6 protein-coding genes are annotated in these 15,133 nt (G+C 49.1%); 1 reads left to right on the forward strand and 5 read right to left on the reverse strand.

What is annotated here, in order from left to right:
• The first annotated feature begins 23 nt into the window (after nucleotides 1–23).
• The gene (ychF, locus tag R2103_RS00220; RefSeq protein WP_317529586.1) at nucleotides 24–1,115 is read left to right on the forward strand and encodes a redox-regulated ATPase YchF; all 1,092 of its coding nucleotides are present in this window, start codon (nucleotides 24–26) and stop codon (nucleotides 1,113–1,115) included.
• A gap of 188 nt (nucleotides 1,116–1,303) precedes the next feature.
• Here the strand turns inward: ychF and R2103_RS00225 are convergent, their stop codons facing one another.
• The 5 genes from R2103_RS00225 to rapA form a co-directional block, all read right to left on the reverse strand.
• Complete coding sequence (locus tag R2103_RS00225; RefSeq protein WP_317529587.1) at nucleotides 1,304–4,660, reverse strand: DEAD/DEAH box helicase family protein; 3,357 nt, start codon at nucleotides 4,658–4,660, stop codon at nucleotides 1,304–1,306.
• Nucleotides 4,657–5,691: a virulence RhuM family protein gene (locus tag R2103_RS00230; RefSeq protein ID WP_317529588.1), complete on the reverse strand. Its 1,035-nt coding sequence runs from the start codon at nucleotides 5,689–5,691 to the stop codon at nucleotides 4,657–4,659. Before R2103_RS00230 ends, R2103_RS00225 begins: the two co-directional genes overlap by 4 nt.
• Nucleotides 5,688–8,813: a site-specific DNA-methyltransferase gene (locus tag R2103_RS00235; protein WP_317529589.1), complete on the reverse strand. Its 3,126-nt coding sequence runs from the start codon at nucleotides 8,811–8,813 to the stop codon at nucleotides 5,688–5,690. Before R2103_RS00235 ends, R2103_RS00230 begins: the two co-directional genes overlap by 4 nt.
• 237 nt (nucleotides 8,814–9,050) lie before the next feature.
• Entirely contained in the window at nucleotides 9,051–11,963 is a 2,913-nt protein-coding gene (locus R2103_RS00240) for an SNF2-related protein (protein ID WP_317529590.1), read from the reverse strand.
• A 132-nt stretch (nucleotides 11,964–12,095) separates the two neighbouring features.
• Complete coding sequence (gene rapA, locus R2103_RS00245; protein WP_317529591.1) at nucleotides 12,096–15,017, reverse strand: RNA polymerase-associated protein RapA; 2,922 nt, start codon at nucleotides 15,015–15,017, stop codon at nucleotides 12,096–12,098.
• Nucleotides 15,018–15,133 lie beyond the last annotated feature (116 nt).

Consider the following 15,133-nt stretch of genomic DNA (forward strand, 5'->3'; position numbering starts at 1 on the left):
CCCTTTTTAATGAGAAACCGGTCATGAGTCTGAAATGTGGAATCGTGGGTCTACCCAATGTCGGCAAATCCACCTTGTTTAATGCCTTGACCAAAGCAGGCATCGCGGCGGAAAACTATCCTTTTTGCACCATCGATCCGAATGTCGGCATTGTCGAAGTACCCGATCCGCGCCTGCAAAAACTTAGCGATATCGTCAAACCGCAAAAAATACAACCGGCCATCGTCGAATTCGTCGATATCGCCGGACTGGTCGCGGGCGCATCCAAAGGCGAAGGATTGGGCAACAAATTCCTCGCCAACATCCGCGAGACCGACGGCATCGTCAACATGGTGCGCTGCTTCAACGATGACAACGTCGTGCATGTCGCCGGTAAAGTCGACCCGGTCTCCGATATCGAAGTCATTCAAACCGAATTGTCCCTGGCCGACCTCGCCACGGTCGAAAAAGCGCTGCTGCGCGAATCCAAGGTGGCCAAATCCGGCAACAAGGATGCGATCAAGTTATGCGCCCTGCTGGAGCAAGTGCAAGCACATCTTGACCAAGGCAAACCCGCCAGAACCATGGACTTGGATAAAGAGCAAAAACTCTTATTGCAGCCGCTGTGCTTATTGACCGCCAAACCGGCCATTTACGTCGCCAATGTCGACGATCACGGCTTTGAAAATAACCCGTTGCTCACCCGCGTGCAAGAATATGCGGCCCAGGAAGGCGCGCCAGTCGTCGCCATCTGCGCCGCGCTCGAAGCGGAAATTGCAGAACTGTCCGACGAAGACAAAAAAATCTTTTTAGCCGACCTGAACCTCGAAGAACCCGGTCTCAACCGCCTGGTGCGCGCGGGCTATGAACTGCTGGGACTGCAAACCTACTTCACCGCCGGCGTCAAAGAAGTCCGCGCCTGGACCATCCACAAAGGCGACACCGCCCCGCAAGCAGCCGGTGTCATCCACACCGACTTTGAAAAAGGCTTCATCCGCGCCGAAGTCATCAGCTACGACGACTTTGTCACCTACAACGGCGAACAAGGCGCCAAAGAAGCCGGAAAAATGCGCCTCGAAGGCAAGGAATACATCGTCAAGGACGGCGATGTGATGCACTTCCGCTTTAACGTTTAATCGATATGTCGCAAAAACAGGAAATTTGCGACATATTCGATGGACCTGTCGCCGTGAGCGACATAAAAAAGGGAATCTGGTATCAGATTACCTGAGTACCTTGAAACATTTGCAATTGATTCGGTTTGCCTAGATTCACCCTTCTTGATATATATCACATGGTCGAATCATTGTTATAAACAACCCATCTACACAATACGCTCAAATAGTTTCTTCAAATAAATTTGCTCGCCATCCGACATAAATAAAACATTTCGTTCTTCCAGGTCGGTCTGTTTGCAAGAAACATTCAACAGGCTTGCGAATGGTGTTGCTGAAACGATAAAGGCATTCAGCGTCAATTTTGGATCACCCAGTTTCTCTTGTAGTACCTTCACTTCTTTATATAAACCTAGTTTGGGATCGTTTAGGTTCATTTGACGCAGCCCTTTGGGGTCAATAAAGTTTAACCATTGCTCGCCAGTGGCATCGTCTACCAACCAAAGCAAGAAATCCGGGTAGAAATTTCCCGCCAAGGCAAAACCCAGCCCTTTGGCTTTGTTGTCGGCATTGCGTAGTAGATATAGGCTGCGCTTTCCGATGAGTTGCTGACCAAGCGAAGATTGATAAAATGCATCAAGGTCATGTACAAACTGTACTTCACTCGGCGCATCAAATGCCAATGGGCGCATTTTTAACGGTACGATGCCAGTATTGAGCGATTCACCTGACTTGGACGAGAATAATGGGTAATACAAGTGATGCTCAAAGCAAATGGCCACCATCTGGCCCATACTCCATTGACTGGCTTCACCGATCTTGCCGCTCTTCACTAGGTCTTGCAGTACCCTGATTTGTTTTTCGTAAGTTTCTCCGTCATCAGTATTATCAATTTCGAAGTGATATACCTTAAGCAAAGCATCGTCATCGTTCTTGATATGGACAATATCGTAAAACTGACCTTCATAAGCCGTTTTCAGCGATTTGTAGAAGCGATCTGTGTAATCCTGCAATAAATGGATAAGCATATCTTCCTGCTTGCGTATGTCCGCAATATTACGAATCACCAGCTCGACTTGTGGAATATACAGGGTGTACCAGTCATCGCGCGTTCGGCAGAAATCCATCAATCGCGTGCGCTCCAAGCGCAAATTGCTCCAGCTTCGTTGTTGTTTAAATTCCTGGATTGCCAGATAAATCCGGTCAAAATCAAACAGCGCCATGGTGGCGCTTGCAATTTTGCCGCTATGGCGAACATTGCTATTTATCATCACGCTGGTTTTATCCTGCGAACTCAGGGCTTCTATCTTTGGGTATAAATCTAGATCGATATGCACTTTATTGATTTTTCCCTTGAATTCACCCGGCACTTCGTATAGCCAGGGAAAATGCGTGCGCTTGAATCCCTTGATCTGGTTGTCCTTGTAGCCATCTTTCAGTGCCAGCGATTTCAGCTTGCTTTCGGGTAGATTGATGCAGGTTTTAAAATCAAGCTCGATCATTTCATCCGACGGGGTAATGCCTTCTTCTTTCAGATAATCTTTAAAAGCAGCCATATAACCCGCATTTACCCCGAAAATATTCAGCGTTTCCAGTCTTTCCAGGTGTATCCCTTTGGGACGTTGGCCAGGCGTGCTGCGTTTGAGTGAATAATCCTTACCTTTCAAACGTACGCCGCGCCCGAATAACTGAATGATCTGCGAGCCTTCGCCTTGCCCCATATTGAGCAAACCCATAGTGGAGACGCGCCAACTGCTCCAGCCTTCGGTAAATTTGCGCGAGCCGATTAATACATGCATCCGGCTATCTTTGCTATTGAGTGTACCAAATAGCGATTCGGTAAAATCGTCCGCTTCGGTATCAAACCATTGGGTATTCTCGGTTTTCTCCGCTTCTTTAAAAAAACCGGCATCATCGCCAATATTGATCAATCCGAACGGTTCGGCATCGCCAACCCGCAGCGCCAGTTCTCCTTTGCTCCGCTTCAGATTGATCACTTTAAGCCGCTGCCGCGCATCGGTATTGAACAGCAATTTAAGAATGCCGGAATAAACGACGTCGGCATTAAATGGCATCAATGGTGTAAAGCGATTATGAAAAATATTATTACCTTTGGTATCCAATAGCCGTGCGGTATTGGCAAGCAAGTCCGCCAACCATTTCTTAGTATCAGCTTCATCATTCAGAAACCCAGCCAGGAACCTGACAACATTCAAAATATCCGAATCTTCACCGGCAACCGTATTGCCGACAAACACCCACAGCGGTTTTTCAATGTTGAAATCAACCAGCTTGTCGCGGTTGGTATGCCACAGGTACTGCTGTTGATAGAAACTCAGCAGGCAAGCGGTAAAGTATTGCCGCGCGGCATCCGGTCGATCGTAGTCTTCATTTTTCAGATTAAGAATCAGCGATTCTTTGCCATAGCCGTCTTCGTAGAAAAACTTGTAGGAGTAATCAAACAGGATGCTTTTGGCATAAATCTCCCGCGTCGCCATTGTGCGTGCACGGCGCTTATCCTCACTGTTCAGCACCAACTTTTGCTTAGCGGCATTGAATTCAATCTTTTCTTCTTCAGTTAATTCGCTGACTCTGGATTTTCCGAAAAGCTTGCTGAGGAGTAATGGATGCTGCTTTTTCTTTATGTCCACTTCCGCTTTAAGCACCGTCAAGCTCTTTGCCACTGCCTGCCCAAAGGTAGCGGAATATTCGAAAGCAAAACCGCCTCGCACCAGTATTTCCCGGCGCGCCATCCAGACCCCGGCATCCCTGGCACCACGGTGCCCTTCGTCGACAAGCACCAGATTATTACCTTCGAAAGCTTCGGTTGCGATTGTTTTGTCACCCATTTCATCGCCCAGCTTATTGATGTCGATGATTTGAATCGTGCCTTTGAAAACACCGCTGCGATTTTTATCGAACAGGCGGCAGAAGCCGAAATCCGAAAGTTCCAGTTCGTCCAAATGCTGACGCGACAAGCCTTCATTGGGTGTTAGCAGAATGATGTTATCGGGAAAGATATCTTTCCGGTCTTTCTGGAAATAGTGCAAGTACTGGAGAATGTTGACATGCAATAGCAACGTCTTGCCGCTGCCGGTAGCATTCCAGAACGCCAGTTTGTTCAGTTCATCCGCAGCAAAAGGGTGGAATCGATGATCTGCCGTTTGTGCGTCGTTATAAGCCTGCATTTCATTATTCAAGCCATCCAGCAATTGCTGTCGCCGGTTGAAATACCAATCCAAATAAATCTCAGTGAACAACAACGAAAGGTACTGGAAATACTTCATGTTGAGCACAGTACCTTCAGTCTTGTTGCGCTGCTCGGTGATGGCATTCCAATGCTGCACAATATTCAGGTCATAGCGGCGTAAATCTTGCTGATCGATCAGATCCGTTTCAAACAGGTTGTGCTGCAAAGCATGAAAAAAACCGCTTTGCCCATCCTCTTCGATTCCTTCATGCCGGTCTTCCCCCAGCCGGTTTTTCAGTGCCAATAGATTGCTACCATTGAAAAAACGCATCATAAAGCGATTGAGCACCAATTCATGGTGGAAGCTGCGGCTCATTTTTTACCTTTGGGCTCGGTATCGGCGATGCGCTTGGCTGCAGCGGTCAATTGTGCAAACTGGTCATCTTCTCCGACGGTTTCTTTCTGCGCCCGCCGTTGCGCGGCAAACAATTCATATTCTGCATGTGCTTTGGTATCCGCCTGCTTTTTGCTGATTTTGCCCGCATGCGGCAGCACTTTGCGTTCATTAAAGCGCAGAAAATCATCCAATTTTTGTTCCCAATCGCGCATGAATACCTGTTTGCGCCGGGTTGCCTGATCTTCGGCAAAATCCAGCCACATCGTCACAATGCGGTTCAGTTCGGTAATTTCGTCTGATTTCAGATAGTTTTTGGCAATCGTTACATCGGTTTTCCGTACTTCATCGCGCGCCCAGCTTAACAAACCGGCATTGGGAGCCGCATGATCGACTCGCGTGGCAATGATCTCGGCAGCCGTCATCCCCGTGACAGCGAAGTGCAGCTTGTTTTGAATAGTACTGAAAAACCGGTTTGTTTCCTGTAACGAAGGCGCATAATCCGCCGCCAGCGCAAAAATCTCCCGCACACGCAAATACATACGCCGCTCGCTGGTGCGAATATCGCGTACTCGCGCCAGCATGTCGTCGAAATAATCCGGCACGGCGGAACCGGCCACTGGCGGGTTTTTCAGGCGCTCGTCGTCCATGACAAAGCCTTTGATAATGTATTCTTTCAGTAGCTGCGTCGCCCAGATGCGGAACTGGGTGCCGCGTATGCTGTTTACCCGGTAGCCCACCGAGATGATGGCATCCAGGTTGTAGTATTCCAGGTCACGTTCAACGCTTCTGCCGCCTTCATTCTGAACTGTTGCAAAATTTGCAACAGTTGATTGCCGCTGCAACTCTCCGGTTGCAAAGATATTTTTTAAATGACGGCTGATGCCCGATTTATCGACACCAAACAACTCAGCCATTTGGTTGATGGTCAACCAAAGCGTTTCGTTTTCCAGCCGCGTTTCCAATCGAACCGTGCCGTCCTCGCTTTGATAAAAAATAATCTCGCCAGTCATGATGCGCCATCCACGGCAAACATACGGCTTAAAAATTCCGCCTCGATCTGGCGTATTTTAAGCGTTTTGGTGATACCGCCTTCCGCCTCGGTGGTGGCGAAAACCGCCGGGATATTATGATCGCCATTGATATAAACCACTTCGAATTCACTATCCGCCGGATTGATCGCAAGTTTGCCGCACAGGCGATTCAATTGCTCATAATCCACCCATTCCACATCGCGCCACAGTACCAACGTTTTCTCACCCGACGACAGCCAGCCGGTGACTGTTACAAAACCTTGTTCCCGTTGCATGTCGATATGCTTCACGCGCAAGCCGATCAGATAGTTGAAGGTTTCTACCAGATCAATGCTGCGTTCTTCATAAGCACCCGCCGAATCAATCGTGACTTTGAGCGTGCAATCAAAAGGCTTGTTGAAGTGTTCCACCGATAGCAGCGAATCACGGCTTTCGATATCCAGCAGATAACGCAGCAGATAATCTTCCTGAACGGATTGCGGTAGGGTATCGAGCAGGTCTTGTTGCTGTGCCGTGCGGCGCAGTTGCAGATTGTTCAGCGTATCTTCGTAACTTTCCAGCTTAAGTACTTTGAAGGCATGGGAAATGCCGGTTTCCGGGGCGGTCGCCTTGCCGTCCTTCCAGTCGGCGGAATAGACGACTTTCTGGATGCGGGGTTTCAGGACGGTATCGAAGTATTCGCCTTGTTCTACGAGGATGTATTTGCGATTGCCATTGTCTTGACGATTTAGCACAATTACAGCATGTCCCGTTGTGCCGGAGCCAGCAAAGTAATCAACTATAACAGGAGCCTTATAGCTAGCAGTAGAAAGATAAATACATCGCCTTACAAGATTAATCGATTTTGGAAAGTCGAACTTCTTATCCCCAAGAATATCGATTAGAAGGGTATTTCCATAATTACCAGCATCAAATTCACCTCCAGTCCAAACGGTTTTCGGAACTGTCTGTTCATGTGTGACGAAAAGATCAAAAAAACCATCAACTTCAATGACTGCAATGCGTTCGAGATTACTTTTTATTGAATCCAGTCCAAAATTCCATCGTCGCTCTATACCATCTTGATCAATCGGCCAAATCTCAATCTCATCATTTTCGAGGTGGATGTTTTTTGCTGAGGGATGGAAATCATCATCTGGAACTGAACCGATTCGAACAATCTTTCCTCGCTTGATGTAAATTGGATAAAAAGAAAGTCTTCTTTCCGTTCGAAGTGAATTCTCCCCCCATCGTCGCATTTTTCTAGGCTTTTCATTTTCCTCAGATGTTCTTGCGATATAACCTTTATTATCAGATTTAGTAAGGAAGAGTGAATACTCATGAACTCTATTAAAATCTTTTGTAATTGAACCCTTTGGATTGTGCACAACGGAAATTCTCGAAAGCTTGTATGCGGGCGCAGCATCTTCAAGAATTATCGAAAGATTAACCATCTCCGAATCATCAATAGCTATGACTTTTACACCATCTTCATTTAGCAGCTTCATTGATAAGGCAAGCCTGTCCTGCATTAAACTTGCCCAAGATGAATGCTTATATTCGTTTTTATAAAGAATAGGGGTTGAGTTTGTATTGTATGGCGGATCAATATAAATACACTTCACCTGCTCCCGGTACTGCTCCTGCAACAGATTCAACGCCTGAAAATTGTCGCCATGGATCAACAACCCATCGAGGCTGTCATCCAGATTGTCTATCGCTGCCAGCAGAGCATGTTTGAATGCAGCATCATATAAAGCGGTATCGGCCATCAAGTAAGGATGAGCCTTCAGGTATTCGACACTGCCTGTTTCCGCTTGGTTAAACATATGGGTTTTATGCTCACTGAGCATACCCAGCTTTTCCCACTGTTCCCATTGCCCGGGGTTGGCGGCAATCGTCGGATACAAGCTTTCCGGCACCCGGTCGAGCGTGACGCAGTAATGCGTCGCCACGACAAATTTCTTTTTGAGCCAGAGTTTTTTCTGGAAATCTTCCAGTTGCGCGAGGAAGGCGATCAAGTCCAGCGCAATTGCCCGTAGCGTCTGGATCAGGCGCAGATTCCTTTCGATGTCGGCAAACTTCTCGGCATGCTGCACATCATCCAGGTGCATGACTTCGTTCTTGATATAAAAATCCAGTTCATTGCGCAGGAACCGGCCTAAATCCTTGTGAATGAAATAGTCGGCGGTGTTTCTCGTGGTGTATTGCGTCAGGTGTTTTTCCAGCAGCGTGCGTTGCGGATTCTTTTCCGTGGGTTCACGCTGACTTAATGCCAGCCATCGGGCTTTGACATATGCATCATTCAGGATCGCAGTGACGGCATCGGCCAGCAATTTTTCCTGCTTGCTGTCCGGCGTATTTTTGGGCATGGCTTTGTATTCGAAACGCAGCACTAATTCTTGCCCATTGGCGCCATTTTCTTCCGTGACTGGCAACAAGGGCGCATTGCCATGCGTCCCTGCATCGTCTGCATCCGCTTCCTCGCCGGTGTGAACAGGAATGTGCGGCTCGATCAGCACAAAACGGCGTTCTTTGTCGTTGTCCTTGCGGTTATCCTTGGCGGTATCCGCCGTGACTAGGCGAAAACGTACCGTGCGCCCGTCATCCAGCTTGAAGGCGTAATTGGAGAAGCTTTCACTGCTCTTGATGTAATACTGATCCTTGTTCGCCCAATGCAGCACCACTTCTTCCCCGGCATAGGGAATCGCATAGGTGTCGCCCTTATAGCGGCGCTGGCTGATGAAGTCGCCTTTATCGTAATAGCGGGAGAAGAACGTGAGCATATGCGAAAAAACGGCGTTCTCGTGCTCGGAAGCGCCGGTACTGTACTGCGCCAGTTTTTGCTTGATTTCCTGTACCTTGGGCACGGTTGCCGGATCAATGCCATCGGCGCTGTATTGCGCTTCCTTTTCTTGCAATTCTCTTCTTAGTCCATCGGTATTCGCCGCACCGGAAGCCGCCAAACTCTCGCCCACTTTGGCCTTGAGGCGATGCTCCAGATAATGGTTAATCTCCGCCGCGCGCGCATTAAAGATGCGATAGATGCCAAAATCTAGCTCAGGCCGGTCGATCTGAAATATTTCTTTCAGCTTCTTAACGAGGTCGTCGTATTTGCTCATCGTGATTTTCTTCAGAATGGTAACTAAACAATTGCTGCTGAATCGTCAGTGCCGGTTTAGTATAGGACTGCTTAGTCATGCAGACACTCTATAAAAAAGGAAACCCTCCATGGTGCGCAAATCTGACGGGATGCGTGGAGGGTGTTGTTATTCACATCATAATAAATTGCATCCATACACGTCTATTTTTTTATCAATTATTTAGGACAGGATAAAAATTTACACGCTTCGGGCGCGTCAAACGACTCGCCATTCGATTGTGAATAACTGTTCAAATCCGGCCTTCTGGGTGAGACGTTGTTCCAGCGATTCTATCAAGGCATTGCGTTTTTCAATAATGCTGTCTTCCACCTGAAAAATTTCTTGCCGCTGGCGTCGTTGTTGTTTTTCCAGTTTTTGAATCTGCTTCTGGATTTCATGCTGTTCGTCGAGATTGGGAGCCAATCGGGCTTGCCGTTGCTGAATTTTGATTTGTTCTTTGGTATCTCTGAGTGCCTTTTCAGCGGCAAGTATCATGTCGTCTGCCCATTTTTCCAGTTTCTCCCGGGCTTCATTAAAAAATTGATTGTTGGCTTCCAACGATTGACTGATTGTAGCTCTGACATGCCGCTGTGCTTCCGCAGCGAGTTTTTGTGTAAACAATTGCGGTATATCAATTTCACCTAGATGCTCTGCCATGCAATTGAATAATTTTTCACAGGTTTCTTGTTCCAACGATGCGCCTTGATCATCAATGGCAGAAAACAATAAGTATTCTTCCCGTTCAAAGCTTTCGATTATTAGCTTTGTCAACGTAAGAAACCCGCACTTTCCCCGCAATCTTTCTATCACATGCAAGCGTGTTGGGTGCTGACTGACATTAAACACGATACGTGCGGGTGGGGTATCCAGTGTTTTGGCTTGATCAATGACATATTCACCCAGCGGATGCGATAGGCGATATAAGAATGTTCCAAATTCTGCACTTAAGTCTTCAGTTGTTTCCGCTGTATACGGTTTATCAGCCGTGGGTGTACTTTTGGAAATGAGATGGTAGCGGCCTGCCGCTACATCTCGAATCGGCGGTCTGGCAAGGTCGAAAGTTAATGCGCTATCGTTAAATTGTGCCCGTTCATGCAGCATGAAATGGGTTAACGACCAGAAACGTTTGCTGAAGCGATCCAACTGGGCTTTGGCATCATTCAATTGAATGCGTAGTCTTTCATGGACATCTTCGTCAAAGTTTTCGAACAGTATTTTGCGGGTGTCATTCATGCGTGCCCGAATTCGTTCATCCATTTCTGCTTGAAGCGTTTTAAAAGCGACTTCGATTTCATCCGGTGTGCGGCATTGCTGATAGATCGATAGAATACGTTTCTCAAAATCAACACCGGATTCGATACTTCCCAGCACATCATCCGATGCGCCAAAAACGCCATTGAACAAGTTGAATTTCTCGGTCAATAGCTCCAGAACGCGACGATCCGCCTGATTGCGTTCATTGAGAAAGTTGACCACAACCACATCGTGTTGTTGTCCATAGCGATGGCAGCGACCTATTCGTTGTTCCACCCGCTGGGGATTCCATGGCAGATCGTAGTTAATAACCAAAGAACAAAACTGAATATTGACACCTTCGGCTGCTGCTTCGGTGGCGATCATGATGCTGGCATTGTCTCGGAAGTGTTCAATCAGCGCGGTACGGATGTCGATGTTTCTGGAACCGGCAATGCGTCCTGTTTCTTGGTTGGCATTGAGCCAATTTTCATAAATAGTAGTGGCTTCCGGGCTATTGTTGGTGCCGCTGAATTGAACAACTTGGTTCGCATAGCCATTAGCTTCAAGAAAATCTTTGAGATACATTTGCGTGCGGCGCGATTCTGTGAAAATCAGCGCCTTACGCCGAGCGCCGGTCAATGCCATTTGTTGAAAGCCGATTTCTAATGCTGTTAACAAACTGTGCGTTTTAGTATCGGTTCCGATATTTTGTGCCCATACTATCAATTCGGACAGCAAAGCAATTTCTTCTTCTAATTGCTTACGATTAACAGTCGTTTGAATCGAATGGTCATCTTCCTCCGGCGGGTCTATTTCCAGTATTTCATCGAGCAGATCCCCTTCGATATCCTCTTCAATAATTAATTGCTCGGCAAAACCAGGATTTTGCTGAATTTCATCATCTCGCAATGCTTCCAATCTTTGTTTCATGGTTTCGAGCGTTCCAGCAATTGCCAGCGAAGAGGAAGCGAGTAGTTTGCGTAAAATCAGTTCAGTAAGATGCCGCTGTCTCTGCGGAATAGCATAACTGTTTGGGCGTAGCAAAAAATCACTGACTGACTCATAGAGTTGATGTTCATTATCAGTAGGACGAAATGGCTGGGTAATGGCGCGCCGTTCCGTGTAACGAATATATTCCGTAACCTGGTTGCGCAAAGTGCGTCGGCAAAATCCTGACAAACGCTGCCGTAAGCTGTCTAAATCACCGCCTGCGCCAACATACCGGGTGCGAAAAGCGTTCACATCGCCAAAAAGGTGCTCGTCAATAAGCGTGGAAAGACCATACAGTTCCAGCAATGAGTTTTGCAAGGGTGTTGCTGTCAATAGGAGTTTGCGGCAATCTTCTGTGGCCCAGCGTATGCTTTGGCCAATTTTGTTGCTTTCCCGATAGGCATTGCGAAGCTTATGCGCTTCATCGATCACCACTAAATCCCAGGCAATTGCTTTCAGTTCATCGCGTATTTTGCTTGAGTAGTTATACGATAAGATAATGACGGCTTTGTGATTAAGTGGTGATTGATCCTTTTTTAGCCAATCGCGCCAGGTTTTGGCGTCCAGAATAATTGCGGGCAGATTGAATTTTTCTTGTAGCTCCATTGCCCATTGCTTGCGCAAGGAAGCAGGGCAAATGACCAAAAGACGCCGCTTTCTTTCCGACCAGTACTGGCATAATACAATTCCTGCCTCTATTGTTTTACCCAATCCCACTTCATCAGCAAGTAAAACACCTTTCGATAGCGGTGATTTCAAAGCAAACAGCGCTGCTTCAATTTGGTGTGGATTCAAGTCGACGCTGGCATCAAAAAGTGATTGCGATAACCGACCGATGCCATCGGGTGCATGTCGCAGCGTGAGATCGTGCGCAAAGTATTTTGCTTGGAAAGCTGTAATCATTAGCTTAAACTCATTACCAATTATTCCAATCTATATTGGCCAGAATGATTAACTAAGAATTTGCACAAAGCAAATTTAAGTTATAACCGCAATTCGTTTATGCGGCAAGCAAACGACTTACAGCCTGCCCTTTTACGTCGCCACAATCACCCTTACAGCATCAAGCCGCAGATTACTGGATTTCAGCGCAGTGGTCAGTTGCTGTAATTGTTGCTCAAAGAACTGGATTTCTTCTTCACGCACGTTCGGGTTGACTTGTTGCAAGGCTTTGAGGCGTTCGATTTCCGGGGTGAAGGTTTGTTGGATGCGCGCTTCGGCTGCGGCGATGAGTTGCGGGGCTTGGGCGCTGGCTTGTTGTTCGCTGGCGGTTAGCAGCTCGCGGATGGCGTCTTCTTTCAGTTGGATCACTTGTTTGGCGATGCCGGTCGCGACCGGTTGCAGGTGTTGGTTGACCGAGTCGTGATCCAGGAATGGGTAGTCGCCACTGCCGTGTTCGTCGAGCACAATGCGGATTACGGCGGGCGGTAAATAGCGGTTGCTTTGTTGTACGTTGTGTCCGCTGGCTTCGAGCACAAACAGGGTTTCCAGCAGCAAGGTGCCAGGTTGCACGCGTTTGTGTTTCAGCATGGCCACCACGGCGTTGCCGTTTTCGTGGCTCAGAATCCGTTCCATGGCGTGCGTGACCATCGGGTGTTCCCACGTCAGGAAGTGCATATCCTCGTTGGCCAGCGCCACTTCGCGCGCGTAGGTGATGACCGAGCCTTCGTCCTGCAAACCGGGAAACGGCATGCTCATGTGTTCGCTTGGTTCGATCAAAAAGCTGCCGCTGCGGTGGTCTTCGATATGCACGCCGCAGCAGTCGAATACCGTTTCCATGTACTGTGGCAGCGCCGGATCGTTATCCTGCGTGCGTGCGGCTTGCGTGAGCTGTTCTGCTGCAATCGGCCGGAACGAGTTGTATTCGAGCAGCTTGTCGCGCCCGCAGTCGAGCGCTTCGTTCAATTCCCGGTGCGCCGTTTGCGTGATGCCGATTAACCCGGCCAATGCCTCGGCCTGGGTTTGGCGTTGATGCAGCGCGGCGATGAGCTGCTCTTCCACTTTGACAAACACCGTTTGACCGGCCGGGCAGGTTTTTTCGAACGCATTCAAGCCTTCGTGATACCAATGGAACATCACCGCCAGCGCGCTGTTTTCCAGATAGGGCACGTGGATCTGGATGGTGTCGGTCTGGCCGATGCGGTCCAGGCGGCCAATGCGCTGCTCGAGCAGATCGGGGTTGAGCGGCAGATCGAACAGCACCAGATGATGCGCAAACTGGAAATTGCGGCCTTCGCTGCCGATTTCCGAGCAGATCAGCACTTGGCCGCCGGTTTCCTTGTCGGCAAAGAACGCCGCAGCACGGTCGCGTTCGATCAGGCTCATGCTTTCGTGGAATACCGGAATAAATTGCCCGGTGGTTTCTTTCAGCGCTTGCGCCAGATCGCGCGCGGTTTGCGCGTTGGCGGCGATGACCAGCACCTTTTCCGGTTTCACCCGCTTGAGCGTGGCAATCAACCAATTCACGCGCGGGTCGATTTCGCTCCAGTACGGTTGATCGTCTTCGCATCGCACTTGGTAAATCAGTTCCGGGCATAGCAGCAATTGCGGTTTGGACAGAGGCGTGGTTTCAAACGTTACCAGGAATGGCAGGTATTCCGCCGGTAGCGGCAGCGGACTGGCAACCAGTTTGCGTTCGGGAAATCCTTTGACCGCCGCACGCGTGTTGCGGAACAGAATGCGTCCGGTGCCATGCCGGTCGAGCAATGATTCCGCGAGTTTATTCCGGGCTTGCTGGTCTTGCAGTTCCGCCAGTAGTGCTTGGGCTTGGGCCGGATCAAGCGTGTCCGCGATCAATTGGCGGCTGTCTCCGCTCAAGTCTTTCCCTTCGAGCAATGCTTCGACGGCGCGGGCGATGGGTTCGTACGATTGCTCTTCGGTGACAAATCCGGAAAAACTGCTGAAACGGTGCGGGTCGAGCAGGCGCAGGCGGGCGTAGTGGCTGGCTTTACCCAATTGTTCCGGTGTCGCGGTCAGTAACAGCACGCCCGGGGTACGCGCCGCCAATTGCTCGATCATGGCGTATTGCGGGCTGGCGGCTTGCGGCGACCAGTGCAAATGATGCGCTTCGTCGACCACCAGTAAATCCCAGCGGCCTTCCAGCGCTTGCTGAAAGCGCTGCGGATTTTGCCGCAGAAAATGCAGGCTGCACAGCACCAGTTGCTCGCTGTGAAACGGATTTTCGGCGTTTTCGCTTTCTTTGCCGTTGCCGTCTTCCTCATCTTCATCGTCTTCATCGCTTGCTTCCAGCGACAAGCAGCGCTCTTCGTCAAAAATACTGAATTGCAGATTGAAACGCCGCAGCATTTCCACCAGCCATTGGTGGATCAAGGTTTCCGGCACCACGATGAGCACGCGCTTGGCGCGCTCGGTGAGTAATTGCTGATGCAAAATCAGACCGGCTTCGATGGTTTTGCCCAATCCGACTTCGTCGGCCAGCAGCACGCGTGGCGCAAAACGGCGGCCCACTTCACGGGCAATATACAGTTGGTGCGGAATCAGGCTGGTGCGTGTGCCCACCAGTCCATATAGCGGGGCGTTTGCCAGCCGATTGCGGATCAGCAGTGTTTGATAGCGGATGCGGAACCATTTGTCCTGGTCGAATTGGCCGGTGAACAGGCGCTCGGACGGGCGGTTCAATTGTACTTGCGGCGCCAGCCGGTCTTCCGCCAGTTCAACTTGACTGCCGTCTGCATGGGTACCGGTATAAACAATCAATCCATCGCGTTCGATCATGCCGGTGACTTTAATGATGGCGCCATCCTGACCGCTGACGGTATCGCCCGGTTTGAAGATGACCCGCGTCAACGGCGCCGATTGTTTGGCGTATGAACGGGTTTCACCGGTTGCTTTAAACAGAATGGTGACGATCCGGTGTTCGACGGTTTGCACCGTGCCTAATCCCAGTTGCAGATCGACATCGCAGATCCAACGCTGGCCTGGCTTAAAATCTTGCATGTGTTACTTTGTGAGTGGTCGAAAAGGAGCAGTATAGTAATAGAATACGACGAAAAAGTTACTATTTCTTGTGTCTGCTGATATTCAATGCGGAAAATCGAAACGAAGAGCGAGAT

Origin of the sequence: Nitrosomonas sp. Is24 (assembly GCF_033063335.1) — a bacterium.
Classification (GTDB): Bacteria; Pseudomonadota; Gammaproteobacteria; order Burkholderiales; family Nitrosomonadaceae; genus Nitrosomonas.